The organism is Pseudomonas sp. LBUM1674, assembly GCF_059695635.1.
This window is the reverse complement of record NZ_CP166779.1, coordinates 6,529,770-6,555,930: the sequence shown is the minus strand read 5'-3', so window position 1 is coordinate 6,555,930 and position 26,161 is coordinate 6,529,770. Positions and strand designations below refer to the sequence as shown.

Genomic DNA, 26,161 nt, shown 5'->3' with positions numbered 1-26,161 from the left:
GCCTACAAGGTCCTAGGACGTCATCCGATATTTCGACAGCTCCAGCAAACAAAGTTAAACGTCAGTTACACGAAACCGCGCATTGCGCGGCTTTTTTCACTTCGACTCCTTCGTCCTGAAATCAGATGTGCAACTATTTTAGGACATTCAGGATTCAGGGGCTTACCACGTGTTCTTTGAGATACGTCGTGCTGCCAAGGAAAAGCCGCAGGACCTAAATCTGGTCGTTGAGAGTGCTTATCACCAAACCGATCAGCCGCCGAGGCTGCTGGGCAAGATGGGGTTTATGTTGCTGTGCGGTAAGGTCTACCTGCGGCAAGCGAGCTCGACCAAACGCTAGGGGCTGAAACGAAAAAAGACGCCATAGGCGTCTTTTTCGATTCGGTAAAGCAGATCCGGACACCACTTGCGAACCGCCTTGCGCGGTTACAGCTCTCGCTGCTGGGAAGCGCTCGATCTCATCCGGTCAGTCGCTTCGACAGGTCAAATCTAAGGAAAGTAAATATTCACGTCAATCATTAATTCGGTCGAAAGCCGCGCAATGCGCGGCTTTGAGTATGGTGGGCCCACACGGACTTGAACCGTGGACCAAAGGATTATGAGTCCTCTGCTCTAACCAACTGAGCTATAGGCCCTCAGTAGGCCGCGGATTATAGCGATGGTTTCCCGGCTGTGCTATCCGAAAAATCCAATTTGACTGTACGAAGAAACGTCGCGGCGAATTCGGCTGGTGGCAAGGGCAGGCTGACGATGTAGCCCTGGATTTGTTCACAGCCCTCCGCGGCGAGGAATTGCTGCTGCGCGAGGGTCTCGACGCCTTCGGCAATCACGGTGAATTGCATGCTGCGACCCAAGGCGATGATGGCGCGAACGATGGCCGCGTCGTGGGGATCGTCCGGCAGGCCGCGAACGAAGGACTGGTCGATCTTGAGGATGTCCAGCGGCAGGCGTTTGAGGTAGCTCAGGGACGAGTAACCGGTGCCGAAGTCGTCGATCGCCAGTTGCACGCCCAGGTGTTTGAGTTGATGCAGCACCGCCAGCGCTTCTTCGGCCTGGCTCATGATGAAGTTTTCGGTGATTTCCAGTTGCAGGAAATCGGGCCGCAGGCCGTTGTCCTTGAGCAATTGTTCAATGCGGCCGAGCAGGTTCGGCTGACGCAGCTGCGCGCCGGCGAGGTTGACCGACAGTGGGCCGAGGCATTCGTGGACCTGGTTCCATTCGTACATCTGCCGGCAGGCGGTCTCGAGTACCCAGTCGCCGATTTGCAGGATCATGCCGTTTTCTTCGGCCAGGGGGATGAAGTGCTCCGGCGGCACATCGCCGAAGGTCGGGTGACGCCAGCGAATGAGTGCTTCGGCGCCGACCAGGCGATGGTCGTCCAGGCTGATCTTCGGCTGATAGTGCAGGAACAGTTCATTGCGTTCGATGGCGCGCCGCAGTTCGTGCTCCAGCGCGACGCGCTCGCTGGCTTGGGCGGTCAGGTCGCGGGTATAGCTTTCGACCCGATTGCGGCCCTTGGCTTTGGAGCGATACATCGCCGCGTCGGCGTTCTTGACCAGTGTGGCGACGTCACAGCCGTCTTTGGGATAGAGGCTGGTGCCAATGCTGGCACTGATGAAAAACTCGTGCACGCCGGCCTGGAAGGGGGCGCTGAAGCAATTGAGCAGCTTGGTCGCGATGTTGTCGGCGTCACTGGATTGCTGCAGGCCGGGGAGCAGGATGATGAACTCGTCGCCCCCCAGGCGCGCCACGGTATCGATGTCGCGCAACTGTTCCTTGAGGCGCACGGCGATGCCTTTGAGCAACAGGTCGCCGACGGGGTGCCCCAGGCTGTCGTTGATGTGTTTGAAGCGGTCCAGGTCGAGGAACAGCACGGCGCCCTGGCCACCGTTTTCCTGTTGATTGTTGAGCGCGGTCAGCAGCCGGCTCTCGAACAGGGTGCGGTTCGGCAGGCCGGTCAGCGGGTCGTGGTGCGCCTGGTAGTCGAGCTTGGCCTGGGCGTGCTTGAGGCTGGAAATGTCCGCGAATACGGCCACAAAGTGGGTGATGAATTTGTCCCGGTTGCGCACCGCGCTGATGGTCAGCCAGCTCGGGTAGAGCTCGCCGTTCTTGCGTCGATTGGAAATCTCGCCCTGCCAATGCCCTTCGGCGGTCAGTTGATGCCACATGGCTGCATAGAACGCGCTGTCGTGCAGGCCCGAGGCGAGCAGGCGAGGGGTGTGGCCCAGTGCTTCGCTTTCGCTGTAGCCGGTGATTTCGGTAAACGCGCGGTTGACCGCACTGATGTGTTGTTGAGTGTCAGTGATCAACACCCCCTCGGCGGTGCTTTCGAACACGGTGGCGGCCTGTTGCAGTTTCTCTTGCATCACGTGCCGCTCGGTGATGTCTCGAGCGATGGTCAGCATGCAATCTTCGTCGCCGATGGGCAGCGGACGGCTGGACACCTCGCAGAGGCGGATCTGGCCGTCGCTACGGCGGATGTGGCAGCTGAAGTCGCGGACGAAACCGTCACGGTGCAGCAGGTCGAGCATCTGTTTGCGTTCGTTGAGGTTGACCCAGATCCCCAGTTCGAGCGCCGAGCGATCCACGGACATCGCGCTGTTGAAACCGGTAATGCGGCTAAACCCTTCGTTGACCTCCAGCAGCAAGCCATCGCTTTGCCGGGACAGCAGCAAACCGTCTGGGGAGGCATGGAAAGCCTTGGCGAATTTCTCTTCGGAGGTTTGCAGCTGTTGTTGGGTTTCCTTGAGCTGACTGATATCGCGCACGACGACCACCAGCGCAGCGGTGGTGTCGAGGTCGAACGGTTCGGCGGAAATCAGGCCGGTAAACACCTGACCATTGTTGCGACGAAAGGGCATCTCCAGGTTACGAATGCTGCCGGCCTGCAACCGCTGCAACAAGCCCGGCCCGACGCCGGGGATGCCCCAGATGTTCAGGTCGGTGGCGCTCTGGCCGATGACGTCTTCAGCCTTGAGGCCGATCTGTTCTTCGAACGCTTCGTTGACCTCCAGCAAACAACCGTCAGAAAGCCGCGCGATGACCAGAATGTCCGGGCATTGCTGGAATACCGAGGCGAACTTCTGTTCCGACAGGCGCAACGCTTCTTCGGTGCGCTTGGCATCGCTGATGTCGATCATCAGCCCGCGCATCACCGGCTCATGGCCGTGCTCGATCAGGCTGACGATGTCACGCACCCACAGGCAACGGCCGTCGGCGGTGATAACTCGGTAATCGAGGGTGTGATCGCGCCCGGCCAGGACTTCCTGATCACAGAAGGTCTGGGCGCGGGTCAGGTCAGCGGGGTGGATGATGTTGCGCCAGAAGCCCGGAATCAGCCAGTGAGACAAGGGGTAGCCGAGCAGATCCTCGGCATGGGGCGATACGTAGCTGTAGGTGAAATCGGTGATCCTTGCTTCCCAGGCGATGGCCGAAAGACTCTCTACCAGTCCGCGGTAGTGGTATTCGCTGCTGCGCAGTTCCTGTTCCAGATCGACCCGGCGGGTGATTTCCGAACTCAGCCGGCGGTTGATCCGGATCACCGTCGCCAGCACGCCGATCAACAGCAGTAATCCGGGTAGGCCGTAAACCAGCAAGTCGGACCAGAACGTTCGATGATCGAGGACGTTGCCGACCCAATGCTCCTGGATAGCGCTGATTTCTTCCGGGGTCATATCGGCCAGGACCTTGTCCAGGATGCCCACCAGCACCTTATTGTCCTTGGGCACGCCCATGGCCAGTTGATAGCGATAGGGTGTCTCGCCGCTGACATAAAGCCCGTCGAGCTTGAGCTGGCGCAGGCTCCAGATGCTGGAGGCGAGATCGCCGACCACGGCGTCCACCTCATCGGTGGCCAGTGCCTGCAAGGCTGAGCTGACATTGGGCATTGCCACCAGGTTCAGATCTGGATGGTGCGTACGCAGCAGCTCATGGGGGGCGTAATTTTCCACCACGGCGATTTTCAGGCCGTACAGGTCTACCAGTTTGCGCGGCTGGGGACCTCCGACATGGGCAAGAATGACAATCGGAAAGTCCAGATAGGGGCGGGTGAACGACAGGTAGCTCTGGCGCTCCGGGGTCGACATGATGCCCGGCAGCAGGTCCAGCTTCGCTTGTTTGGCCTGTTCGAGGACAACCGTCCAGCTGACCGGCTCGATGGGCGTGAGCTTGATGGCCAGGCGTTGCCGAATCATGTTGATGTAGTCCGCTGCAAGACCCTGGTATCGGCCCTGATCGTCGCGAAACTCGAAGGGTGGCCAGGACGCATCAACGCCCAGGCGCAAGTCCGGGTGAGCCGCCAGCCAGCTACGTTCTTCGTCGGTCAGAGTCAGCGCGCCAGCCGTTGCGGTCCAGGTTATCAGCGACAGCAAAAAAAGCACGGTCGGCAGTCTGGGCATAACGATCTCGTTGCGGCACGGGGGAATGTTTCGAGTGTAGACGGGCAATCAGGCAGGAGTGAAGCGTGGGAAATTTTATCTGCAAAAAGCAAAACCCCCGGCCTGGGCCGGGGGTTTTGTGATCACTCGTCGAGGAAGGAGCGCAGATGCTCGCTTCTCGTCGGGTGGCGCAGCTTGCGCAGCGCCTTGGCTTCAATCTGACGAATCCGTTCACGGGTCACGTCGAACTGCTTACCAACCTCCTCGAGGGTGTGGTCGGTATTCATGTCGATACCGAAGCGCATGCGCAGAACCTTGGCTTCACGAGCTGTGAGGCCGGAGAGAACTTCGCGAGTCGCTTCTTTAAGGCTCTCAACGGTAGCCACATCGATTGGCGACTGCATGGTCGAGTCTTCGATGAAGTCACCCAGATGGGAGTCTTCGTCATCACCGATCGGGGTTTCCATGGAGATCGGCTCTTTAGCGATCTTCAATACCTTGCGGATCTTGTCCTCAGGCATTTCCATGCGTTCGCCCAGCTCTTCCGGGGTCGGTTCGCGACCCATTTCCTGCAACATCTGCCGGGAAATACGGTTGAGCTTGTTGATCGTCTCGATCATGTGCACCGGAATACGGATGGTGCGGGCCTGGTCGGCGATCGAGCGAGTGATCGCCTGACGGATCCACCAGGTGGCATAAGTCGAGAATTTGTAGCCGCGGCGGTATTCGAACTTGTCTACCGCTTTCATCAAGCCAATGTTGCCTTCCTGGATCAGATCGAGGAATTGCAGGCCACGGTTGGTGTACTTCTTGGCGATGGAGATCACCAGACGCAAGTTCGCTTCAACCATCTCTTTCTTCGCGCGGCGGGCCTTGGCCTCACCGATCGACATGCGACGGTTGATATCCTTGATCTCGGCAATCGTCAAACCGGTTTCGGTTTGCAGCGCGATCAGCTTCTGCTGGCAACGAATGATGTCAGGTTGCAGGCGACCAATGGCTTCGGCGTATTTGCCTTTGCCTTTGGCCAAGCCATCGGACCAGCTTTCGTCGACTTCATTGCCCGGGAACTGGCGCAGGAAGTCGGCACGCGGCATGCGCGCATCACGAACGCAAAGTTGCATGATCGCGCGCTCTTGCTGACGCAGGCGATCCAGGGCACTGCGTACACGCTCGACCAGGCCTTCGAATTGCTTCGGAACCAGTTTGATCGGCATGAACAGCTCAGCCAGAAGCACCAGCTCGGCAATCGCCAGCTTGTTGCCACGACCGTGCTTTTTCAGCGCCTTGCGGGTGATTTCCATCTGATCGGAGACAGCGCCAAAGCGCTGAGCTGCGATGACCGGATCCGGACCGCTTTCGGCTTCTTCTTCGTCGTCGGTGCTGGCTTCAGCGTCGTCGTCGTCGGTGTCGTCGTCCGCTTTCACGGCTTTCGGGTCGACAGGCGGCGGCACTTCTGCAGCAGGCGGCGCAATGCCGTCGTCCGGGTCGATATAACCGCTCAGGACGTCGGACAGGCGGCCACCTTCGGTGGTGACGCGAGTGTATTCGGAGAGAATATGGTCAACCGTGCCAGGGAAGTGCGCAATTGCGCCCATCACTTCGCGGATGCCCTCTTCAATACGTTTGGCGATTTCGATTTCGCCTTCACGTGTGAGGAGCTCTACCGTACCCATTTCACGCATGTACATGCGCACCGGGTCGGTGGTGCGACCAATGTCGGTCTCGACCGCTGCCAGCGCTGCTGCTGCCTCTTCGGCCGCGGCTTCGTCGGTATCGGCGTCGGCCAGCATAAGGGAATCCTTATCTGGCGCAACCTCGAATACGTTGATCCCCATGTCATTGATCATGCGGATGATGTCTTCCACCTGTTCCGGATCTGAAATATCCTCCGGCAGGTGGTCGTTGACCTCCGCGTAAGTCAGGTAGCCCTGCTCACGACCAAGTGTGATCAACTCTTTGATACGAGACTGCTGTTGCGCTTTTCCGGACATAACACCCTATCCACTGAAGGTCTTGGCGGGCAAAAAACAAGCCGAGGATTATACCTGAGCTATGACCTCACGCGCCAGTTGAGGTCGGGCTTGATGCGGAAACATTGCGACTTAAAAGGTCGCGCAGTTGATTTTTCTCTTCGGCAGTCAGTTCACTTTGACGTGCTTTCCTGAGCAGTTGTTCCAGGTTTCGCTCGCGTTGGCGGGCGGACAAGCTATTAATGGTGTCGAAAAACTGTTGTTCAAGGTTATCTCCGTCAATCAGCCATTCCTTTTCCGCCAGCGCCTTGAGCAAACGTCCTTGCTCGGTACCGTGCCAACGCGCGATCAACTGAAATGAGTTTAGCTTGGGATTCTTCTGTACGGCTTCGAGCAGTGCCACCAGTAATTGTGTATTGGTGTGATCCTCGGCGGCAAAGTGCCCGGCATCCTCGACTTTTTTGGCCAGTTGCGGGTGATGCAGCAGCGTTCGCAGGGCGGCCAGGGTTGGCGGTTCTACAGCGGCCGGCACCCGTGGAGCACGCGGTTGATCGCGATCACCGCCGCGCTTGCCATTTTTGTCCCACGGTTTTTTGTCCCATTTTTTACCGCCGGCGCCGGGTTTCTTCGGCGTCCACTCCTGCTGCGGCACATACATCTCTTGTGCCTGCGGCTGATGGTAGTCGCTGTAATCCGGCATGGCGTCGTAATCGATGCCCGGGTCGTACGCCGGTGGCGCTTCCTGGGGGGCGCTTTGCACCAGCTGGCTAACCGCTTCACCGCTAAGGCCGGTGATTTCGCTCAGCCGTTGACGCATCAGAATGCGCAGATTGGCGCCCGGGACTTTGTCGATCAGCGGCGCGGCGAGGGTGGCCATGTGGGCCTTGCCTTCGAGTGAGCGCGGGTCCGATTCCTCGGTCAGTTGCTGGAAGAAATAGTCTGCCAGTGGCTGGGCATGCTGGTTGATCCGCGCGCGGAAAGCGTCGGTGCCTTCGGAGCGGACCAGGGTGTCCGGGTCTTCGCCCTCAGGCAGGAACAGGAAGCGCGCCCGACGCCCGTCTTGCAGGCAGGGCAGGGTGGCCTCCAGCGCCCGCCACGCGGCGTTACGGCCAGCCTGGTCGCCGTCGAAGCAGAACAGCACGTTGGGCACGACGCGAAACAGTCGCTTCAAATGCTCTTCGCTGGTGGCGGTGCCCAAGGTGGCTACGGCATTGCGCAGGCCTTGTTGGGCCAGAGCAATAACGTCCATGTAGCCTTCGACCACGATGATTTCGTCGAGGTTGCGGTTGTTCTTGCGTGCTTCATAGAGGCCGTAGAGTTCCTGGCCTTTATGGAATACCGGGGTTTCCGGTGAGTTCAGGTATTTCGGCTTGTCGTCGCCCAATACCCGGCCACCGAACGCAATGATGCGCCCACGGCTGTCGCGGATCGGAAACATCACGCGATCGCGGAAGCGGTCATAGCGTTTGCCGGTTTCGGCGTTTTCGATCAGCAGGCCGGCATCGACCATGGCTTTTTGTTGCAGGGTGTCGCTGCTCAAGTGCTTGAACAGGTTGTCCCAGCCGGGCGGGGCGAAGCCGAGGCCGAAGTCCCGGGCGATTTCGCCCGTTAGCCCACGACCCTTCAAGTAATCCACAGCGGCTTTGCGCGAGGGATGGCTTTTGAGGGCCTGACGGTAGAAGTCGGCGGCTGCCGTGAGTAGCGGGTACAGCGGCGAATCGGTCGGCTGCCGCGGTTTGTGCGGGCGGCCACTTTCTTCGCGGGGGATTTCCATGCCGGCGGCTTTGGCCAGTTCTTCGACAGCCTGGACGAAATCCAGGTTGTCGTGGTCCATCATGAAGCCGAGGGCATTGCCGCCAGCGCCGCAGCCGAAGCAGTAATAGAACTGTTTGTCGGGGCTGACGCTGAAGGACGGGGTTTTTTCCTTGTGAAAAGGGCAGCAGGCGGTGTAGTTTTTGCCGGCCTTTTTCATTTGCAGGCGCGAGCTGACCACATCGACGATGTCGGTGCGGTTCAGAAGGTCGTCAATGAAGCTCTGGGGAATTAGCCCGGCCATGGCGTTCTCGTCATCTGCGCTGAAATGGACCCGAAACAAAGGGCAGCCGAATGCGGGTCGTTGTTTGAGGCGCGCAAAATATACGGCTCGACCAGTGTCGTCTGCGTAATCGCTGTCGGGAAGTGTATCCGCCGAAAATCCACTGACGTTAGTGCTAATCAGTATTCGACTATTTGAAAATATTGCGCTGAAATCCGCTGTGGCCAGTCAATGGCCCCGGATCGCTCATAAGCGGGCACGCAAGAAGGTGCCTTGGGCTGATCGTCGTGAGAGGAATCAGTGGGTGTGCTCGTCAGTAGCCTTGGAAGGCTCGTCAGAAAAGACGTGCACCGCTGGCAAAAGAGCCAGGTCTGACGCTGTGAAGCAGGTTTGTCTCGGTCGCGTCTGCGGCTTTGACGGTGAAGCATCAAGCGTGTTCCGCAAATGCCATTAGCCCGGCTGAGGGCCGGGCTTGGCAGAAGCTTGCTACGGACGTCTGTGTATTAGTACAGACGAACGGCGCGGCGCTGTTCGCGCTGAACTTTCTTGGCGTGACGCTTAACAGCGGCTGCTGCTTTACGCTTACGCTCAGAAGTAGGCTTCTCGTAGAATTCGCGGCTACGAACTTCAGCCAGTACACCGGCTTTTTCGCAGGAGCGCTTGAAACGACGCAGAGCTACGTCGAAGGGTTCGTTCTCTTTTACTTTGACGGCTGGCATCCAGAGCTACCTTCATTCATTACCGGGGTCAACATCCTCGTGGCAAAAGAGCACTTGAAGACGTCGGTTTTTAAGGGTTGCGGATGTTAACCCCTCATCGCTCGGAATGCAAAGCCTCTGATCGAAAACCGCTGGTCGGGGCATCTCGTGGAGACTATTATGCGCGCCTTCGAATTCAGCCTAAACAAGGCGCAAACCCATGCTAGTACTGGGATTAGAAACCTCCTGCGACGAAACCGGTGTCGCACTTTACGACAGTGAGCGTGGCCTGCTGGCCGACGCGCTGTTCAGTCAGATCGACCTGCACCGTGCCTATGGCGGTGTGGTGCCGGAGCTGGCTTCGCGTGACCACGTCAAACGCATGCTGCCCTTGATTCGTCAGGTGTTGGCTGAAGCCGACTGCGTACCGACCGAAATCGACGCGATCGCCTATACCGCGGGTCCCGGGCTGGTCGGTGCGCTATTGGTGGGCGCTTCCTGCGCCCAGGCGCTGGCCTTTGCCTGGGGCATTCCGGCCTTGGGCGTGCATCACATGGAAGGCCATTTGCTGGCGCCGATGCTGGAGTCGCAACCGCCGCAATTTCCGTTCGTCGCTTTGTTGGTGTCGGGCGGTCATACGCAGCTGGTTCAAGTCGACGGTATCGGCCAATACGCGTTGTTGGGCGAGACCCTCGATGATGCTGCCGGTGAAGCGTTCGACAAGACCGCGAAGATGATGGGCCTCAATTATCCGGGCGGCCCGGAAATCGCACGTCTGGCGGAGCAAGGGGTTGCAGGACGATTCACTTTTCCGCGTCCGATGTGTGACCGTCCCGGCCTGGCGTTCAGCTTCAGCGGCTTGAAAACCTTCGCCCTGAACACCTGGCAACAATGCGTTAGCGCCGGGGACGACAGCGAGCAAGCCCGTTGCGACATCTCGCTGGCGTTCCAGCAGGCCGTGGTGGAGACTTTGACCATCAAGTGCAAGCGTGCCCTTAAGCAGGCGGGTATGAAGCGTCTGGTGATCGCTGGGGGCGTCAGCGCCAACAAGGCATTGCGCTCTTCTCTGGAGAAAATGCTCGGGGACATGCGCGGCGATGTGTTTTATGCCCGTCCGGAGTTCTGTACGGATAATGGCGCGATGATTGCGTTCGCCGGTTGCCAGCGCTTGCAAGCTGGCCAGCACGAAAGCCTGGCGATCAGCGTTCAGGCGCGCTGGCCGATGGAGCAATTGTCGGCGCTGTGATGAGCGGTGTTCACGTGCGGTATTAAAAATGCCGTTCGCGCCCGGCAAACAGGTCGCGTAGATTGCCGCGATGACGCCAGACGATCAGCCCTGTGAGCGCGCTCATGGGCAGCAGTGCTGCCGGCTCTTGCCACGCCAGCAATGGCAGGGTCAGCGGCGTGGCGATCAAGGCGGCGAGCGAGCTGGTGCGGGTCAGGTAGAACGTCAGCAACCAGGCGCAGACCGCCAGCAGTGCTGCGGGCGGATAGAGGCCCAGTAACATTCCGGCAGCGGTGGCAACACCCTTGCCGCCGCGAAAGCGGAAGTACAACGGGAACAGGTGGCCGATGACGGCACAGATGCCGATCCAGGCCTGTTCCTGCAGCGAAAGACCCGCAACAGCTGCGATCAGCACGGGCAGCAGACCCTTGCAGAGGTCGCCGAGCAAGGTCAGAGTGGCGAGCTTTTTGCCGGCCAGGCGCAGCATGTTGGTAGCACCGGCATTGCCCGAGCCACTCATTCGCGGATCGGGGTTGCCGGTCAGGCGGCTGAGCAAAATGGCAAAGGACAGAGAGCCGAGCAGGTAGGCGAGGGTCGCCAGTAACCAAAACATGCTAACTATTCCGGGTGAGGACGCCCTGATTCTAACGGCGCATTGCGCCCTTGTCGTGCAGCGGAGAAGAGTGCTTGGACAGAGTGTTTATCGAGGGCCTGGAAGTCGACACCGTGATTGGTGCCTACGACTGGGAGCGAGGCATCCGGCAGTGCTTGCGTCTTGATCTGAGCTTCGCCTGGGATAATCGCCCGGCCGCTGCCGGTGACGACCTGACCCTGGCGCTCGACTACGCGAGCGTTTCATCGCGCATCCAGGCGTTTGCCGAGCAGGCGCAGTTCCAACTGGTCGAGACTTTTGCCGAACGCCTGGTTGAGGTCCTGATGAGTGAGTTCAACATCACCTGGATGCGCCTGAAGTTGACCAAGCCCGGTGCAGTCCCGGCTGCCACGGGCGGTGTGGGCGTGGAGATCGAGCGCGGATGTCGCTGACTCAGGTGTATCTCGGGCTCGGCAGCAATATCGAGCGTGAATCCCATTTGCAGGCTGGCCTGGAAGCCTTGGCGGGTTTTCTGGTGGATATACGCTGCTCGGCGGTATTCGAAAGCCAGCCAGTGGGAATCAAAAGCGGGCCGTTTTTCAATTTCGTGCTCTCGGCCTACACCGATCTACCGCTGATGGAACTGGACCGTCGGTTGAAAATCATCGAGGCGGACAACGGCCGCTACGCGCCGGACCGCAAGGGTCTGCCGCTGGATATCGACGTGCTGCTGTTCGGCGATCTGGCGGGCAACTTCGATGGTTTGATTCTGCCGCGGGCGGAAATCCTGAAAAATGCCTTTGTGCTGTGGCCTTTGTCGCTGATTGCGCCGGATCGCGTGCATCCCGGTGTAGGCAAGAGCTTTGCGGCGTTGTGGCGCGAGGCGCAGATTGATCAGGTGTTGGCGCCAGTGGCGTTTGAGTGGCGCGGTGAGCAGCTGACCCCTTTGAGTTTGTTGTGAGGCGGATGACGCCTTCGCGAGCAAGCCCGCTCCCACATTTGATTTGTGTTCGACGCTGATCAAATGTGGGAGCGGGCTTGCTCGCGAAGCTTTTCAGGCAGACGCCGTCTGTTTGTAAGCCTTCAGCGCCTTGAGGCGTTCGCGCTTGATCTCCTCACCCAGCTCCGGTCCCTTGAACCCCTTCTCCAGCAACGGCTGAACCGCCACGCTTCGGGCTGCATTCGCCGCCCCGCGTAAATAATCCGCCTGTGGATAACTTCGTTGCTCCAGCCCTTTGCGGCCGCGTGCGTCCATCTCGCACGCCGCGATAAATTCCTCGAACCGCTGGGGTCGACGGTACACGTCGAAACTCTGCAACAACTCCAGCAAAGTCGACGCTTTCAGCTCCAGGGCGCGATGGCCATGGGTATGATATTCGCCCACCAGCAGGGCCAGTTCCTGGCAATCCCTCGGCGCCTTGAAGCGTTCGTTGACTGCCTTGATCAGTTTCAGACCTTTGTGCTCGTGGGCAATGTGGCGGGGCCATTCTTCCTCGGGCGTCAATCCCTTGCCCAAGTCATGCAGCAGGCAGGCCCAGCGTACCGTCAGCGGTTGTTTGTACTGCGCTGCTTGCTCGAGCACGCTCAAGGTATGCACGCCAGTATCGATTTCCGGATGATGGGCTTCCGGTTGCGGTACGCCGAACAGTGCATCGACTTCCGGCATCAGCACCTTGAGCGCGCCGCACTCGCGCAGCACCTCAATGAACACCTGCGGCTGATCTTCCAGCAGTGCGCGAGCAATTTCCTTCCAGCTCCGCTCCGCGGTCAACGCTTGCAGTTCGCCCGACTCACTCAGTTGGCGCATCAGTTCCAGTGTTTCGGGCGCAACGGTGAAACCCAATTCGGCGTAACGCGCCGCAAACCGCGCAACACGCAGAACCCTGAGCGGATCTTCGGCGAACGCGGGGGAAACGTGACGCAAAAGGCGCGCCTCAAGATCTTTTTGACCTTGGTAGGGATCGGTCAAATGCTGTTGATCGTCTTCAGCCATGGCATTGATCGTCAAATCGCGACGGATCAAGTCTTCTTCGAGGGTGACTTCAGGGCTGGCGTGAAAGGTGAAGCCGCCGTAACCGCGCCCGCTTTTGCGTTCGGTCCGGGCGAGGGCGTATTCCTCACCGCTTTTCGGATGAAGAAACACCGGGAAGTCCGTGCCCACCGGGCGAAAGCCCTTGGCGAGCATTTCTTCGGTGGTGGCGCCTACCACGACCCAATCGATATCGGTGACAGGCTGGCCCAGCAGGCGATCGCGAACGGCGCCACCGACTTTATAAATCTGCATAAAAAACCTCCGTTAGCTCGACAGAATAACCTTTGCGTCGAACTTCCGGAGGCAGAAACAGAATCAAAGATGGATGACGGCGAGGTCCAGTCGCCCGTAATCACCCTCACTGTGCTCGCCTCTGGGCGGAACATGGTGGGTTTTCATCACTTGATCGCCTTGCAGGGTTTCCAGGTGAATGTCGAAGCCCCAGAGGCGGTGCAGGTGCTTGAGTACTTCCTCTGTGGACTCACCCAGCGGTTTTCGGTCATGTTGCTGGTGACGCAAGGTCAGGGAGCGGTCGCCTCGCCGGTCGATGCTGTAGATCTGCACGTTGGGTTCGCGATTGCCCAGGTTGTACTGCGCCGCCAGGGTTTCCCGGATGATGCGGTAACCTCCTTCGTCGTGAATTGCCGGGACCAGCAGGTCTTCTTTCTGGTCGTCATCGAGAATGCTGAACAACTTCAGGTCGCGGATCACTTTGGGTGACAAATACTGCAGGATGAAACTTTCATCCTTGAAGCTGCTCATGGCGAACTTGATGCTCGACAGCCAATCAGTGCCGGCAATCTCAGGGAACCAGCGATAGTCCTCTTCGGTCGGGTTTTCGCACATGCGCCGAATGTCCCGGTACATGGCAAAACCCAGGGTGTAGGGGTTGATGCCGTTGTAGTAGGGGCTGTCGAAACCGGGCTGGTAGACCACGCTGGTGTGGGACGTCAGAAACTCCATCATGAAGCCGTCGGTCACCAGGCCTTCGTCGTACAGGTCATTCATCAGGGTGTAATGCCAGAAGGTGGCCCACCCCTCGTTCATCACCTGAGTCTGACGTTGCGGATAGAAATACTGGGCGATCTTGCGCACGATCCGTACGATTTCCCGCTGCCAAGGCTCCAGCAAAGGTGCGTGTTTTTCGATGAAATAGAGGATGTTTTCCTGAGGTTCGGCGGGGAAGCGCGCATTGTCCTTGTCGCTGTATTTATCAGCGCCTTTGGGAATGGTCCGCCACAGGTCGTTGATCTGCTTCTGAAGATGTTCTTCCCGATCCTTTTGTCGACGACGTTCTTCTTCGGCCGAAATCGGATAGGGGCGTTTGTAGCGGTCAACGCCGTAGTTCATCAGCGCATGGCAGGAGTCGAGCAAGTCCTCCACTGCGTCAATGCCGTGGCGCTCTTCGCACTGCATGATGTACTGCTTGGCGAACACCAGGTAGTCGATGATCGAACTGGCATCGGTCCAGGTACGAAACAGGTAATTGCCCTTGAAGAAGCTGTTATGCCCATAGCAGGCATGAGCGACGACCAGTGCCTGCATGCAGATGGTGTTTTCTTCCATCAGATAGGCGATGCACGGGTCCGAGTTGATCACGATCTCGTAGGCCAGCCCCATCTGGCCGCGACTGTAGGATTTCTCGGTGCTGAGGAAGTGTTTGCCATAGGACCAATGGTGATAGCCCAGCGGCATGCCGACGGAGGCGTAGGCGTCCATCATCTGCTCGGCGGTGATCACTTCGATCTGGTTGGGGTACGTATCCAGGGCATAACGAGCCGCCAGGCGACTGATTTCCTTGTCGTAGGCCTGGATCAGCTCGAACGTCCATTCCGAGCCGGTGGAAATGGGTTGGCGCTTCTGCTCTTTGGCGGTCATGTCACTAACCTGCGCTGGAAGAGTTCACGGAAGACCGGATAGATATCCCCGGCCGAGACCAGTTGTTGCTGGGCAAAAGTGTCAGAGAAGGCTTCCGCGATGCGTTCGTATTCGAACCACAGGGCCTGGTGTTCGCGTGGGGTGATCTCAACGTAAGTGTAGTACTGCACGAACGGCATGATCTGGTTGATCAGGATATCGCGGCAGATCGGTGAGTCGTCGTTCCAGTTGTCGCCATCGGAAGCCTGGGCGGCATAAATGTTCCATTCGTTACTCGGATAGCGTTCGGCCATGATTTCCTGCATCAGTTTCAAGGCGCTGGAAACGATGGTGCCACCGGTTTCGCGGGAGTAGAAAAACTCTTCCTCATCCACTTCCCTGGCGCTGGTGTGGTGGCGGATGAATACGACGTCGATCTTGTCGTAGTTGCGCTTGAGAAACAGGTACAACAGGATAAAGAATCGCTTGGCGATGTCCTTGGTCGCTTGGGTCATGGAGCCGGATACGTCCATCAGGCAGAACATTACCGCCTTGGAGCTCGGGTTGGGTTGTTTGATAAGCAGGTTGTACTTGAGGTCGAAAGTGTCGAGAAACGGAACGCGATGGATGCGCGCGCTGAGTTTTTCGATTTCCGCTTCGATTTCCTGAATATCGCCGAAGTTGTCCGGTTCATCCCGTCTGAGTCGTAGAAGTTCTTCCTTGGCTTCGCGCAATTTCGCTCGGCTGCTGCCGGACAGGGCGATTCTGCGCGCATGGGCCGAGCGCAATGTGCGGATAATGTTGATCCGCGATGGATTGCCTTCATTACTGATACCTGCACGAACTGTCTTGAAGGTATCAGTGCCGGTCAGGTTGCGTTTGACCAGGTTCGGCAGTTCGAGGTCCTCGAACATGAATTCGAGGAATTCCTCCTGGGTGATCTGGAAGACGAATTCGTCCATCCCTTCGCCCGAGTTGCCGGCCTTGCCGGGGCCTCTGCCGCCGCCACCTCCCGGCGGGCGGGCAATATGCTCGCCGCTGGTGAATTCCTTGTTGCCCGGGTGCACGACGGTCTGCTTGCCGCCGCGACCATGGTGAAGCACCGGCTCGTCGATATCGCGGCCGGGGATACTGATCTGTTCGCCGTGTTCCATATCGGTAATGGAGCGCCGGCTGACCGCCTCTTCGACAGCCTTTTTGATGTGATCACGGTAACGCCGCAGAAACCGCTGGCGGTTCACCGTGCTCTTGTTCTTGCCATTGAGACGTCGGTCGATCACATAGCTCATGACTGCTCCTTAGAAGCTGTCCTGAAAGGGGCGAGCGGTTATGCAGCATCGACCGTGCCAAGGGATGTACACGCTCCCCCAAGCGCTTTTGGATGCTGCCTGAACCTCGCGACCGTCTTTCGAACACCTTCCAGAAGCCTGTGTAACAGAAAATGTGTACACAGACCTCTGGCTGACGACAACCGGTCTGACCGGCAGCGGGTTACTGTGATTTTCTGACCCGCAGGTACCACTCGGACAGCAGTCGTACCTGTTTGTCGGTGTAGCCCCGCTCGACCATCCGTGTGACGAAGTCGTTGTGCTTCTGCTGGTCCTCTTTACTGGCCTTGGCGTTGAAGCTGATGACTGGCAGGAGGTCCTCGGTATTGGAGAACATTTTCTTCTCGATGACCACCCGCAGTTTTTCGTAGCTGAGCCAGGTCGGGTTCTTACCATTGTTGTTAGCCCGGGCGCGCAGCACGAAGTTGACGATTTCGTTGCGGAAATCCTTCGGATTGCTGATGCCAGCCGGTTTTTCGATTTTTTCCAGTTCTTCATTCAGCGCGACGCGGTTGAGGATTTCGCCGGTTTCCGGGTCGCGGTATTCCTGGTCCTGGATCCAGAAGTCGGCGTACAGCACATAACGATCGAAGATGTTCTGGCCGTACTCGCTGTAAGACTCGAGATAGGCCGTCTGGATTTCCTTGCCGATGAATTCGATATAGCGCGGTGCCAGGTACTCCTTCAGGAAGCGCAGGTAGCGTTCGCGGGTTTCGGCCTGGAACTGTTCCTGTTCAATCTGTTGTTCCAGTACGTAGAGCAAATGCACCGGGTTGGCGGCAATTTCGTGCGGATCGAAGTTGAACACCTTCGACAGGATCTTGAAGGCGAAGCGGGTCGATAGGCCGTTCATGCCTTCGTCGACGCCCGCGTTGTCGCGGTATTCCTGAATCGACTTGGCCTTTGGATCGGTGTCCTTGAGGTTCTCGCCGTCATACACCCGCATCTTGGAGTAGATGTTGGAGTTTTCCGGCTCCTTGAGGCGCGAGAGCACGGTGAACTGGGCGAGCATCTTCAGGGTGTCAGGCGCGCAGTGAGCCTTGGCCAGCGAACTGTTGAACAGGAGCTTGTCGTAGATCTTCACTTCGTCGCTGACCCGCAGGCAATACGGCACTTTGACGATGTAGATCCGGTCGATGAAAGCTTCGTTGTTCTTGTTGTTACGGAAGGTGTGCCATTCCGATTCGTTGGAGTGGGCCAGCAGGATCCCGGTGAACGGAATCGCGCCGAGACCTTCGGTACTGTTGTAGTTGCCTTCCTGGGTGGCGGTCAGTAATGGATGCAGCACCTTGATCGGCGCCTTGAACATTTCGACGAATTCCATCAGGCCCTGGTTGGCCCGGCACAATGCGCCCGAGTAGCTGTAGGCATCGGCATCGTTCTGCGGGAATTCTTCCAGCTTGCGGATATCGACCTTGCCCACCAGCGCCGAGATGTCCTGGTTGTTTTCGTCGCCCGGTTCGGTTTTGGCCACCGCGATCTGGTTCAGGATCGACGGATAGAGTTTCACCACGCGGAACTGGCTGATGTCTCCGCCGAATTCAGCCAGGCGCTTGGTGGCCCATGGCGACATGATGGTGTTGAGGTAGCGCCGTGGAATGCCGAAGTCTTCCTCGAGGATCGCGCCATCTTCAGTGGCGTTGAACAGACCCAGGGGCGATTCGAATACCGGCGAGCCCTTGATCGCGTAGAAGGGCACTTTCTCGATCAGCTGTTTGAGCTTCTCGGCCAGGGACGATTTACCACCGCCGACGGGGCCGAGCAGGTAGAGGATCTGTTTCTTTTCTTCCAGGCCCTGAGCGGCATGGCGGAAATACGACACGATCTGGTCGATGCATTCTTCCATCCCGTGGAAGTCTTCAAAGGCCGGATAGCGACGGATCACCTTGTTGGAAAAGATTCGCGACAGTCTCGAGTTGGTCGAGGTGTCGAGCAGCTCCGGTTCACCGATAGCCAGCAACAGACGCTCGGCTGCGGAAACGTAGGCGCTGCGGTCCTGTTTGCACAGCTCAAGATACTCTTGCAGCGAGAGTTCTTCCTGGCGTGTGGACTCGAAGCGTTGTTGGAAGTGGCTAAAGATACTCATGACGTCACCTCGCTCGATACGTGGAGCCGACGCCGGATCACTCAGTCGATGCTGGCAGCAACCGGATATGCAGTTGCTGTTTACCCCCCAGAACCCTTTCAAGGCTTAGCGCCCCGAAAGCTACTCCCGATGACCCGCGCGCCGGTGTACCGGCTCTCCCCTGTTTTGGATGGCCTGCGCTTAAGGATAGTTGCTTATTCGGGAGGTAAAGGCGAGATACGTAATTAGTTGTGGCAGACCGTTCGTCTGCCACCGCGCTAACCCGCGGGGGCCGGGGGCTTGCGCATTACAAAAAAATTATTCGCCGGTGCCTTGCGCTGTTTCCGCAGGATAAGTCGACCGCCACAGTTCGAATCCGCCGTCCATGCTGTAGACGTCGGAAAAGCCCTGGCTGATCAGGTAGGCGGCGGCGCCCTGGCTGGAATTACCGTGATAGCAGACCACTACGGTCGGTGCGTCCAGGTCGGCGCCCTGAATGAAGGCATGCAGAGAATGGTTATCCAGATGCTTCGAGCCGCTGATGTGCAGGGCGGCAAAGGTCGCAGGGTCGCGAACGTCGACCACCACTGCACCTTGTTCACGCAAGGCCTGGGCCTGTTCCGGGGGAATACGTTTGAATTCGCTCATGGCGGGCTCCTGTGGCTCGGCTGAAAGCGCAGTCTAGCGCGGGGCGCTGGCTGACGATGGTTCGGAAATTCGTGGGGCGACTGGCGGCACGGCGGCATGCCCTTGCGCGTCGCATTTACAAGACAGGCGTTCGCCGCTGTCGACATTCATGAGCGTCAAGGCACCGCCCCAGACACAGCCGGTGTCGAGGGCCGAGATCCCCGGCTCATTGCATTTGCCTTCGAGTGCTGCCCAATGGCCGAAAATGATCTTCAGGCCCTTGGTCTTGCGTTCCTTGTGCTGGAACCAGGGTTTGTACCCTGCCGGCGCAGTATCGAGACCTTCCTTGCTCTTGAGGTCAAGCTTGCCCTCGGCGGTGCAGAAGCGCATCCGGGTGAAATAGTTGGTGATCACTCGCAGGCGCGCTATGCCCTTGAGGTCGTTGTCCCATTTCGCCGGATCGTTGCCGTACATGCCATCGAGGTAGGCTGGAAACAGGTTGTCGTCGCGCAGGGCGGTCTCGACCTCGGCAGCGCACTTCAGGGCTTTGCGCAGTGACCATTGCGGCGGAACGCCGGCATGCACCAGCGCAACATTTCGTTGTTCGTCGTAGTGCATGAGTTTTTGCTGGCGCAGCCAGTCCAGCAGTTCGGCGCAATCAGGTGCTTCGATGATTTCGCGCAGGGTGTCGGCTTTCTTCAGGCGCTCGATGTTCTGCCCGGCGGCCAGCAAGTGCAGGTCGTGGTTGCCGAGCACGCACACCAGCGACTCGCGGAGGCTATAGAGAAAACGCAGCGTCTCGAGCGATTGAGGACCACGGTTGACCAGGTCGCCCACCAGCCACAGGCGATCCTTCGTTGGGTCGAAGGCAACCTGCTTGAGCAGGCATTGCAGGGCTTCAAGGCAGCCTTGCAGATCGCCGACGGCATACGTCGTCATCAGTGCAGGGCTCCGGGCACCGCCAGGCGGAATGGAGCGATGACAGCGTCGAAATGCTTACCGTCGTCGGCAATCATTTGATAAGTGCCCTGCATGGTGCCGACCTTGGTGGTCATGACCGTGCCACTGCTGTAGGTGTGGCTCTGGCCTGGCTTGATCAACGGTTGCTGGCCAACCACGCCTGCTCCGCGAACCTCCTCGACATGCCCGTCACCATCGGTGATCACCCAGTGCCGAGACATCAGCTTGGCCGGTAACTCGCCATTATTCTGCACGGTGATGGTGTAGGCAAAGGCAAAGCGGCTGTGTTCAGGTTGCGATTGTTCTGCCAGATAGCGAGTGACGACGCTGACGTCGACCTGATAACGAGGATCGGACATGCAAGAGGCCTTAAAAACGGAGCGGGACGCGGGGCGTAGCTGATGGAACTCAGTCTAGGCCAAGTATCGGGTAGTAAACCAGACATGAAGGCTGGTGTCCTACCCGATAACGCTTATCGCCCGTCAGTCGGCGCTGGGCGTGTGCAGGACTTGCTCGCTCAGCTTGTCGGCCAGGCGCACGAAGGCGGCCAGGTCGAGCTGCTCTGGGCGCAGGCTGCCATCGACACCGGCGGCTTCGATCTCGGCATTGCTCAGCAGCAGCTTGAGGGTGTTGCGCAGGGTCTTGCGTCGTTGATTGAAGGCTTCACGCACGACGCGTTCCAACAGCTTGTGATCCTTGGCCGGGTGCGGCAGCACCGCGTGAGGCACCAGGCGCACGATGGCCGAGTCGACTTTCGGTGGCGGATTGAACGCCCCCGGGCCCACGTTGAACAGATGCTCGACCCGGCAGTGGTACTGAACCATGATCGACAGCCGGCCCCAATCACCACCACCAGGACCTGCGGCCATGCGCTCGACCACTTCCTTTTGCAGCATGAAGTGCATGTCGCGGATCAGGCTGGCGTTGTGCAGCAGGTGAAAAATCAGCGGCGTAGAGATGTTGTACGGCAGGTTGCCGACGACTCGCAGGCTGTTCGGTGCGGCGCCAAGGCTGTTGAAGTCAAACTTCAGTGCGTCGCCCTGGTGCAGGTTGAAGTTGCTCTTGCTGGCAAATTGCTGGTTAAGGATCGGGATCAGATCCTTATCCAGTTCCACCACGTCGAGCTGGGCACCACTACTGAGCAGGCCTTGAGTCAGCGCACCCTGGCCCGGACCGATTTCCAGCAGGCGGTCTTCGGGTTTGGCGTGGATGGAGCGCAGGATGCGGTCGATAACGCCAGCATCATGCAGGAAGTTCTGGCCGAAACGCTTGCGCGCCCGGTGTTGGTAATGCTCGGTCATAAACGGGTCTCGGCCATCTGATAGGCGGTTTCCAGGGCGACTTGCAGGCTGCCGGTGTCGATCTTGCCGCTGCCGGCCAGATCCAGGGCGGTGCCGTGGTCGACCGAGGTGCGGATGATCGGCAAGCCGAGGGTCACGTTGACTGCCGCGCCGAAACCTTTGTATTTCAGCACGGGCAGGCCCTGGTCGTGGTACATCGCCAGCACTGCATCGCAGTGCTCCAGATATTTTGGGGTAAACAGAGTGTCGGCGGGCAGGGGGCCGCGAAGGTCCATGCCCTCGCCGCGCAGGCGCTCTAATGTGGGTTCGATGATGTCGATTTCTTCATGGCCCAGGTGTCCGCCTTCACCGGCATGGGGGTTGAGCCCGCAGACCAGGATGCGTGGCTGGACGATGCCGAATTTTTCTTGCAGATCGGCATGCAGGATTCGCGTGACCCGTTCCAGGCGCTCCGGCGTGATTGCGTCGGCAATCTCGCGCAGGGGCAGGTGAGTGGTGACCAGTGCTACACGCAATCCGCGAGTGGCGAGCATCATCACCACTTGCGCGGTATGGGTCAGGTCAGCGAGAAACTCCGTGTGCCCGGAAAAAGCGATGCCGGATTCGTTGATCACGCCCTTGTGTACGGGGGCGGTGATCATGCCGGCAAAATGCCCATCCAGGCAGCCCTGGCCAGCGCGAGTAAGGGTTTCCAGGACGAACGCCGCATTGGCCTTGTCCAGTTGTCCGGCAGTGACCCTGGCGTTGAGCGGGGTATCCCAGACGTACAGGCTATTGGCCGGCGCAGGTACATCCGGCCAGCTGTCCGGCGCAACCGGCAGCAGATCGACCACCACGCCCAGCTGCGCGGCCCGCTCAAGGAGCAGATCGCGGCTGGTAATGGCAATCAGGGGGTGAGGCTGGGCCTGCGACGCGAGCAGCAGGCACAGGTCTGGACCTATGCCGGCCGGTTCGCCGGGTGTCAGCGCGAAACGTTTGGGTTTCACTGCGTTGCCTGGTCTGCACCAGGGAGTTTGATCTCTACGTACGCTTCGTCACGGATCTGACGCAGCCAGGTTTGCAGCTCTTCGTCATATTTGCGGTTACGCAAAACGGTCATCGCTTGCTGTTCACGGGCCTGACTGGTGCTGTCGGTGGCGCGGCGGCCCAGGACTTCAAGGACATGCCAGCCATATTGGGTCTGGAACGGTGGGGACAGCTGACCTTGCGGGGTCTTGGCCATCACTTCGCGGAACTCGGGAACCAGTGCATTCGGGTCGATCCAGTTCAGGTCGCCACCGTTGAGTGCGGAACCCGGGTCTTCCGAAAAGTTTTTCGCCAGTTCGCCGAAATCTTCACCCGCTTCGATTCGGGTGTAGAGCGACTGAGCCAGGGCCTTGGTTTTTTCTTCGTCGCGGATCGGGCTGGGTTTGACCAGGATATGACGCACATGCACTTCGTCACGCACCTGGGTCTCACCGCCACGCTTGTCGAGGATCTTCAGGATGATGAAGCCGCCCGGTGTACGCATCGGTTGAGTAATGTCCCCGACAGCCATGGTGCTGAGCAGGCGATCGAACGGAGGTGGCAGTTGGGCGGCTTTACGCCAGCCCATGTCCCCGCCTTCCAGTGCGGTTTCGCTGGCGGATTTGGCGATTGCCAGTTGACCGAAGTCAGCGCCTTGCTTGAGCTGCTGGTAAACCGCGTCGGCTTGTTTGGCTGCATTCTGAATCGCGTCGGAGTTGGCGCTTTCCGGCGTAGGAATCAGGATGTTGGCCAAGCGGAACTCTTCGGACAACTGCATCTTGCCGAGATCGGAAGCGAGGAAGTTCTTCACCTCCTGTTCGGACACCTGGATGCGCTCCGCCACACGACGCTGACGCACACGGCTGATGATCATTTCGCGGCGAATCTGGTCACGGGCTTCGTCGTAAGACAGGCCGTCGCGAGTCAGGGCGGCGCGGAACTGATCCACAGACATGTTATTGCGCTGGGCAATGGTGCCGACAGCCTGGTTCAGTTCTTCATCGGTAATGCGGATACCGGAACGTTCGCCGATCTGCAGTTGCAGGTTCTCGACGATCAGACGCTCGAGCACCTGCTGATCCAGCACGTTGGCCGGCGGTACCGCAGCACCGCGCTTGGCGATGGTTTGCTGAACTTCATGGACCCGTTGGTCCAGCTGGCTCTGCATGACCACGTCGTTGTCGACGATGGCCACCACTTTATCGATGGACTGTACCGAGGCGTTAGCCGCGGTACCCAGGAACAGCGCGCCCAGCATTAGCGGGCGCAGACAATCAGAAAGCTTGGTCTTCACGTTCACGATAACCTTGGATGCCTTTGTCGAGGAAGCTCTCTACTTTAGAGCCGGTGAGGCCGCCGAGTCCCTTCAGAACGATTTGGAGGAAGACGCCATGGTCGCCTTTTTCGTTTTGCGGAGCGTCTTGACTGGTTTCGTCATAGTCGACCCAGTAACGGTTGATCAGGCGCAGCTTCCAGCAGCAATTGTCGTACTCGAAGCCACCGAAGGCTTCCAGGGTACGGTTGCGGTTGTAGTCATACTGCCAGCGGCTGATCAGGTTCCATTGCGGCACGATCGGCCACATGACCGAGAAGTCGTGCTGCTGGATCTTGTAGTAGTCCTTCACGTAACCCGGGGTGCCCGGAGTACCGTAGTCACCACCGCCCACCGACCATTGGCCGGTCGTCTGATCGTAACGAACCTGGTCATTGCGATAGCGATAACCGGCGTTGATGACCTTGTTCGGGTTGTCTTCAGGCTGGTAGTGGAACATTGCGCTGCCCGAGCGAGGGCTGCGGCTGTCCGGGTCCCAGTTGTAATCGGCGGTGGTGCGCCAATCGCGGTTCCAGCGGTATTCGTATTCCAGGGCGTAAGGCGAAACGTCCGCCTGTGAATCCTTGCGGGTCCTGGCATCGATGCCTGGCAACTGAACCTTGCGATCCTTGAAGTAGACGGCCTGGCCGACGCTGATGCGTTGACGCTCGAAGCCGTTTTCTTCGATCCAGCGGTTGGTGATGCCCAGGGACAGTTTGTTCTCGTCGCCGACACGGTCGCTGCCAGAGAAACGGTTGTCGCGGAACAGCGACGCGTAATTGAAGGTGTACTCGCTGGTGTCGAAGACTGGAATGTCTTCCTGGTCCGTTTCCGGAACGTAGAGGTAAAACAGGCGCGGCTCAAGGGTCTGGCGGTAGTTTTTGCCGAACCATTGGGTGTTGCGGTCGAAGTACAGGCCGCTGTCGATGCTTGCAATCGGCACGCCACGGTTCTGGTTGCTGTCGAAGGTACCGTTGAGTCTGTTCTGTTCTGCGTTCTGCGCGGCAATCTGGGATTTACCTGTACCGTCCAGGTCCAGCTGGTATTGCGTGTACTGGTACTTGAGCGTTGGTTTCACGAAACCATACGTCCAGTCCAGCGGCAGGCTCACGGCTGGCGCCAGGTTGAGACGGTCGCCAGTGGCGCGAGCCAGGCCTTGGACGTTAGTGTCCAGGCGCGGGCTTAAATTGCCGTCTTCGTCCGAGAAGCTGCCGGTTTTCAGATCCCGGTCAAACCTGACGAGCTCGGTGTTATACGAGAAGTCCAGGCCGCCCGGATGGTAGGGCAGTGCACCATCAAAGGTGATCTGCGGCAAACGATCATATGGCGTGATGTTCGATACGGTTGCCAGCTGATAAGCCTGGGCGTTCACGCGAGCGGTGTAACTGTCGCCGCGATAGCTGACGGAACCCTGCTGGTTCACATAATCAGAGCTCTTCACGCCAATCTGGTCAGTTTGCAGATCCTGGAAGTAATACGGATCGCTGATCTTGGTGTAGTCGACCTGGGAGAAGACGCGGGAGTCGAGGCCACCCTTGTGCTGCCAGTTGTACATGTAGCGGGTTTTTTCGTAGTCGGTCTGCTGGCTGCGCTCTGTATCGTCGTCGTTGAGGTAAGCGGCGCCGAACTGACCTTCGCTGGACTTGGTCAGGTAACGGAACTCGCCTTCCATCAACAGGCCGCGCTTGCTCATGTAGCGCGGGTACAACGTGGCATCGTAGTTCGGTGCCAGGTTGAAGTAGTACGGGGTGACCAGCAGGAAGCCGGTGTCGGTACCGGTACCGATGGTCGGCGGCAGGAAGCCCGACTGGCGACGGTCATCGATCGGGAAATAGATATATGGCGTGTACAGGACCGGAATGTCCTTGACCCGCAGTGTCACGTTGGTCGCGGTGCCGAAGCCAGTGGCCGGGTTCAGGGTGATGTTGTTGCCCTTGAGCTGCCAGGCGTTGCTGTTCGGTTCGCAGGTGGTGTACGTACCATCCTTGAGGCGGATGATCGCGTTCTCGGCGCGTCTGGCGTACAGCGCGCTGCCGCGAATGCGCGATTTGTGCATCACGTATTCGGCGTTGTCGACCTTGGCTTCACCGGTGTCGAGCTGTACATCGGCGTGGTCGCCGACGATCAGTGCGCCGTTGTCGCGAACGCGCACGTTACCGCTCAGTTCGCCACGGCTCTCGGCCTGGTAGAGATTTGCTTCGTCGGCTTCAACCTGCATGCTGCCCTGACGCATGACCACGTCACCGGCCAGGGTAGCGACCTGCTCTTCCTGCTTATAGCGAGAGGCTTTGGCGCCGATAAAGGTTGGTGCGTCACTTTTATTCGTCTTGTCAGTCATGCCAGGACGAATCGGTTCGACATAGGAACCCGCGCAGTAAGGACCGGTTTCAGCCAATTGCGCTGGCGTGAGGTTCTCGCGCGGAACCCAGTCGAGGTGGCTGTAGTCTTCGCTACGCGACTTCAGGCCGCGGCCCTTGGCTTCGGTCACCAGTACTGGCTTGGCACCGGTGTCCTGACTGACACTGCCGTCAGCCGGCGTCTCGCCGCCCGTGCTGACAGAGCTGCCCTCATGGGCAGGGCGCGGTGGCAAGGCAGCTGCTGGAGATTTTGGTGCACAATTCCAGGCACCCGAAGCAGAGACTGAGCAGTCATACTGTTCCGCGGCGACCACGAACGAAGTGGCGAATGGTTGCAGGGCCAGCAGACTGCCGGTCACCAACAACGGAAATTTTTTACGAAACGCGGGGGATTTCAATGCCATCTTATTAGTCCGGG

19 protein-coding genes, 1 tRNA gene and 1 pseudogene are annotated in these 26,161 nt (G+C 58.8%); 4 read left to right on the top strand and 17 right to left on the bottom strand.

The genetic code is table 11. The annotated features are described in order from the left end of the window. Positions 1–154 precede the first annotated feature (154 nt). Positions 155–340, top strand: a pseudogene (locus ACA067_RS30125) (YjaZ family protein); the annotation flags it as partial. Positions 341–558: 218 nt separating this feature from the next. On the opposite strand, the gene ACA067_RS30120 reads toward ACA067_RS30125, so the two are convergent. The 5 genes from ACA067_RS30120 to rpsU form a co-directional block, all read right to left on the bottom strand. Further along, positions 559–635 (bottom strand) — tRNA-Ile (locus tag ACA067_RS30120). Positions 636–650: 15 nt separating this feature from the next. Then, complete coding sequence (locus ACA067_RS30115) at positions 651–4,397, bottom strand: bifunctional diguanylate cyclase/phosphodiesterase (RefSeq protein WP_497459721.1); 3,747 nt, start codon at positions 4,395–4,397, stop codon at positions 651–653. Between the two features lie 122 nt (positions 4,398–4,519). Further along, entirely contained in the window at positions 4,520–6,370 is a 1,851-nt protein-coding gene (gene rpoD, locus ACA067_RS30110; protein WP_497459720.1) for an RNA polymerase sigma factor RpoD, read from the bottom strand. Between the two features lie 67 nt (positions 6,371–6,437). Continuing rightward, positions 6,438–8,405: a DNA primase gene (dnaG, locus tag ACA067_RS30105; protein WP_497459719.1), complete on the bottom strand. Its 1,968-nt coding sequence runs from the start codon at positions 8,403–8,405 to the stop codon at positions 6,438–6,440. 482 nt (positions 8,406–8,887) lie between these two features. Then, a complete protein-coding gene (rpsU, locus tag ACA067_RS30100) occupies positions 8,888–9,103 on the bottom strand; it encodes a 30S ribosomal protein S21 (protein WP_002551877.1) in 216 nt (71 codons plus the stop codon). A 199-nt stretch (positions 9,104–9,302) separates the two neighbouring features. On the opposite strand from rpsU, the gene tsaD reads away from it, so the two are divergent. Then, the gene (gene tsaD / locus ACA067_RS30095; protein WP_497459718.1) at positions 9,303–10,328 is read left to right on the top strand and encodes a tRNA (adenosine(37)-N6)-threonylcarbamoyltransferase complex transferase subunit TsaD; all 1,026 of its coding nucleotides are present in this window, start codon (positions 9,303–9,305) and stop codon (positions 10,326–10,328) included. A 22-nt stretch (positions 10,329–10,350) separates the two neighbouring features. Here the strand turns inward: tsaD and plsY are convergent, their stop codons facing one another. After that, the gene (gene plsY / locus ACA067_RS30090) at positions 10,351–10,920 is read right to left on the bottom strand and encodes a glycerol-3-phosphate 1-O-acyltransferase PlsY (RefSeq protein WP_497459717.1); all 570 of its coding nucleotides are present in this window, start codon (positions 10,918–10,920) and stop codon (positions 10,351–10,353) included. Between the two features lie 74 nt (positions 10,921–10,994). Between plsY and folB the strand changes: the two genes are divergently transcribed. Both folB and folK read left to right on the top strand, forming a co-directional pair. Then, positions 10,995–11,351, top strand: a complete 357-nt coding sequence (gene folB / locus ACA067_RS30085) for a dihydroneopterin aldolase (protein WP_008027044.1) — start codon at positions 10,995–10,997, stop codon at positions 11,349–11,351. Continuing rightward, positions 11,342–11,860 carry a 2-amino-4-hydroxy-6-hydroxymethyldihydropteridine diphosphokinase gene (folK, locus tag ACA067_RS30080; protein ID WP_497459716.1) on the top strand — a complete coding sequence of 173 codons (519 nt, stop codon included), beginning with the start codon at positions 11,342–11,344 and terminating at the stop codon, positions 11,858–11,860. Before folB ends, folK begins: the two co-directional genes overlap by 10 nt. A 93-nt stretch (positions 11,861–11,953) precedes the next feature. Here folK and ACA067_RS30075 read toward each other — a convergent pair whose 3' ends face one another. The 11 genes from ACA067_RS30075 to ACA067_RS30025 all read right to left on the bottom strand — a co-directional run bounded on the left by ACA067_RS30075 (position 11,954) and on the right by ACA067_RS30025 (position 26,147). After that, complete coding sequence (locus tag ACA067_RS30075; RefSeq protein ID WP_497459715.1) at positions 11,954–13,183, bottom strand: multifunctional CCA addition/repair protein; 1,230 nt, start codon at positions 13,181–13,183, stop codon at positions 11,954–11,956. Between the two features lie 63 nt (positions 13,184–13,246). Further along, entirely contained in the window at positions 13,247–14,809 is a 1,563-nt protein-coding gene (locus ACA067_RS30070) for a SpoVR family protein (RefSeq protein ID WP_128873971.1), read from the bottom strand. Beyond that, a complete protein-coding gene (locus tag ACA067_RS30065) occupies positions 14,806–16,077 on the bottom strand; it encodes a YeaH/YhbH family protein (protein ID WP_497459714.1) in 1,272 nt (423 codons plus the stop codon). The genes ACA067_RS30070 and ACA067_RS30065 overlap by 4 nt, the downstream gene beginning before the upstream one ends. Before the next feature lie 202 nt (positions 16,078–16,279). Next, complete coding sequence (locus ACA067_RS30060) at positions 16,280–18,202, bottom strand: PrkA family serine protein kinase (protein WP_045059965.1); 1,923 nt, start codon at positions 18,200–18,202, stop codon at positions 16,280–16,282. A 297-nt stretch (positions 18,203–18,499) separates the two neighbouring features. Beyond that, positions 18,500–18,829, bottom strand: coding sequence for a thiosulfate sulfurtransferase GlpE (gene glpE, locus ACA067_RS30055; protein WP_497459713.1), 330 nt, complete (start codon positions 18,827–18,829; stop codon positions 18,500–18,502). A gap of 33 nt (positions 18,830–18,862) precedes the next feature. Further along, complete coding sequence (locus ACA067_RS30050) at positions 18,863–19,747, bottom strand: symmetrical bis(5'-nucleosyl)-tetraphosphatase (RefSeq protein WP_497459712.1); 885 nt, start codon at positions 19,745–19,747, stop codon at positions 18,863–18,865. Next, positions 19,747–20,127, bottom strand: coding sequence for a Co2+/Mg2+ efflux facilitator ApaG/CorD (gene apaG / locus ACA067_RS30045; protein ID WP_497459711.1), 381 nt, complete (start codon positions 20,125–20,127; stop codon positions 19,747–19,749). Before apaG ends, ACA067_RS30050 begins: the two co-directional genes overlap by 1 nt. 123 nt (positions 20,128–20,250) lie before the next feature. Beyond that, positions 20,251–21,069, bottom strand: coding sequence for a 16S rRNA (adenine(1518)-N(6)/adenine(1519)-N(6))-dimethyltransferase RsmA (rsmA, locus tag ACA067_RS30040; protein ID WP_497459710.1), 819 nt, complete (start codon positions 21,067–21,069; stop codon positions 20,251–20,253). Then, positions 21,066–22,055 carry a 4-hydroxythreonine-4-phosphate dehydrogenase PdxA gene (gene pdxA, locus ACA067_RS30035; protein ID WP_497459709.1) on the bottom strand — a complete coding sequence of 330 codons (990 nt, stop codon included), beginning with the start codon at positions 22,053–22,055 and terminating at the stop codon, positions 21,066–21,068. Before pdxA ends, rsmA begins: the two co-directional genes overlap by 4 nt. After that, positions 22,052–23,374 carry a peptidylprolyl isomerase SurA gene (gene surA / locus ACA067_RS30030; protein ID WP_497459708.1) on the bottom strand — a complete coding sequence of 441 codons (1,323 nt, stop codon included), beginning with the start codon at positions 23,372–23,374 and terminating at the stop codon, positions 22,052–22,054. The genes pdxA and surA overlap by 4 nt, the downstream gene beginning before the upstream one ends. Beyond that, the gene (locus tag ACA067_RS30025; protein WP_497459707.1) at positions 23,349–26,147 is read right to left on the bottom strand and encodes an LPS-assembly protein LptD; all 2,799 of its coding nucleotides are present in this window, start codon (positions 26,145–26,147) and stop codon (positions 23,349–23,351) included. Before ACA067_RS30025 ends, surA begins: the two co-directional genes overlap by 26 nt. Positions 26,148–26,161 lie beyond the last annotated feature (14 nt).

What these genes read in the sequence shown, in the direction of transcription:
- ACA067_RS30115 (WP_497459721.1), bottom strand. Translation starts at nt 4,397, where the DNA reads ATGCCCAGACTGCCGACCGTGCTTTTTTTGCTGTCGCTGATAACCTGG.
- rpoD (WP_497459720.1), bottom strand. Translation starts at nt 6,370, where the DNA reads ATGTCCGGAAAAGCGCAACAGCAGTCTCGTATCAAAGAGTTGATCACA.
- dnaG (WP_497459719.1), bottom strand. Translation starts at nt 8,405, where the DNA reads ATGGCCGGGCTAATTCCCCAGAGCTTCATTGACGACCTTCTGAACCGC.
- rpsU (WP_002551877.1), bottom strand. Translation starts at nt 9,103, where the DNA reads ATGCCAGCCGTCAAAGTAAAAGAGAACGAACCCTTCGACGTAGCTCTG.
- tsaD (WP_497459718.1), top strand. Translation starts at nt 9,303, where the DNA reads ATGCTAGTACTGGGATTAGAAACCTCCTGCGACGAAACCGGTGTCGCA.
- plsY (WP_497459717.1), bottom strand. Translation starts at nt 10,920, where the DNA reads ATGTTTTGGTTACTGGCGACCCTCGCCTACCTGCTCGGCTCTCTGTCC.
- folK (WP_497459716.1), top strand. Translation starts at nt 11,342, where the DNA reads ATGTCGCTGACTCAGGTGTATCTCGGGCTCGGCAGCAATATCGAGCGT.
- ACA067_RS30075 (WP_497459715.1), bottom strand. Translation starts at nt 13,183, where the DNA reads ATGCAGATTTATAAAGTCGGTGGCGCCGTTCGCGATCGCCTGCTGGGC.
- ACA067_RS30070 (WP_128873971.1), bottom strand. Translation starts at nt 14,809, where the DNA reads ATGACCGCCAAAGAGCAGAAGCGCCAACCCATTTCCACCGGCTCGGAA.
- ACA067_RS30065 (WP_497459714.1), bottom strand. Translation starts at nt 16,077, where the DNA reads ATGAGCTATGTGATCGACCGACGTCTCAATGGCAAGAACAAGAGCACG.
- ACA067_RS30060 (WP_045059965.1), bottom strand. Translation starts at nt 18,202, where the DNA reads ATGAGTATCTTTAGCCACTTCCAACAACGCTTCGAGTCCACACGCCAG.
- glpE (WP_497459713.1), bottom strand. Translation starts at nt 18,829, where the DNA reads ATGAGCGAATTCAAACGTATTCCCCCGGAACAGGCCCAGGCCTTGCGT.
- ACA067_RS30050 (WP_497459712.1), bottom strand. Translation starts at nt 19,747, where the DNA reads ATGACGACGTATGCCGTCGGCGATCTGCAAGGCTGCCTTGAAGCCCTG.
- apaG (WP_497459711.1), bottom strand. Translation starts at nt 20,127, where the DNA reads ATGTCCGATCCTCGTTATCAGGTCGACGTCAGCGTCGTCACTCGCTAT.
- rsmA (WP_497459710.1), bottom strand. Translation starts at nt 21,069, where the DNA reads ATGACCGAGCATTACCAACACCGGGCGCGCAAGCGTTTCGGCCAGAAC.
- ACA067_RS30025 (WP_497459707.1), bottom strand. Translation starts at nt 26,147, where the DNA reads ATGGCATTGAAATCCCCCGCGTTTCGTAAAAAATTTCCGTTGTTGGTG.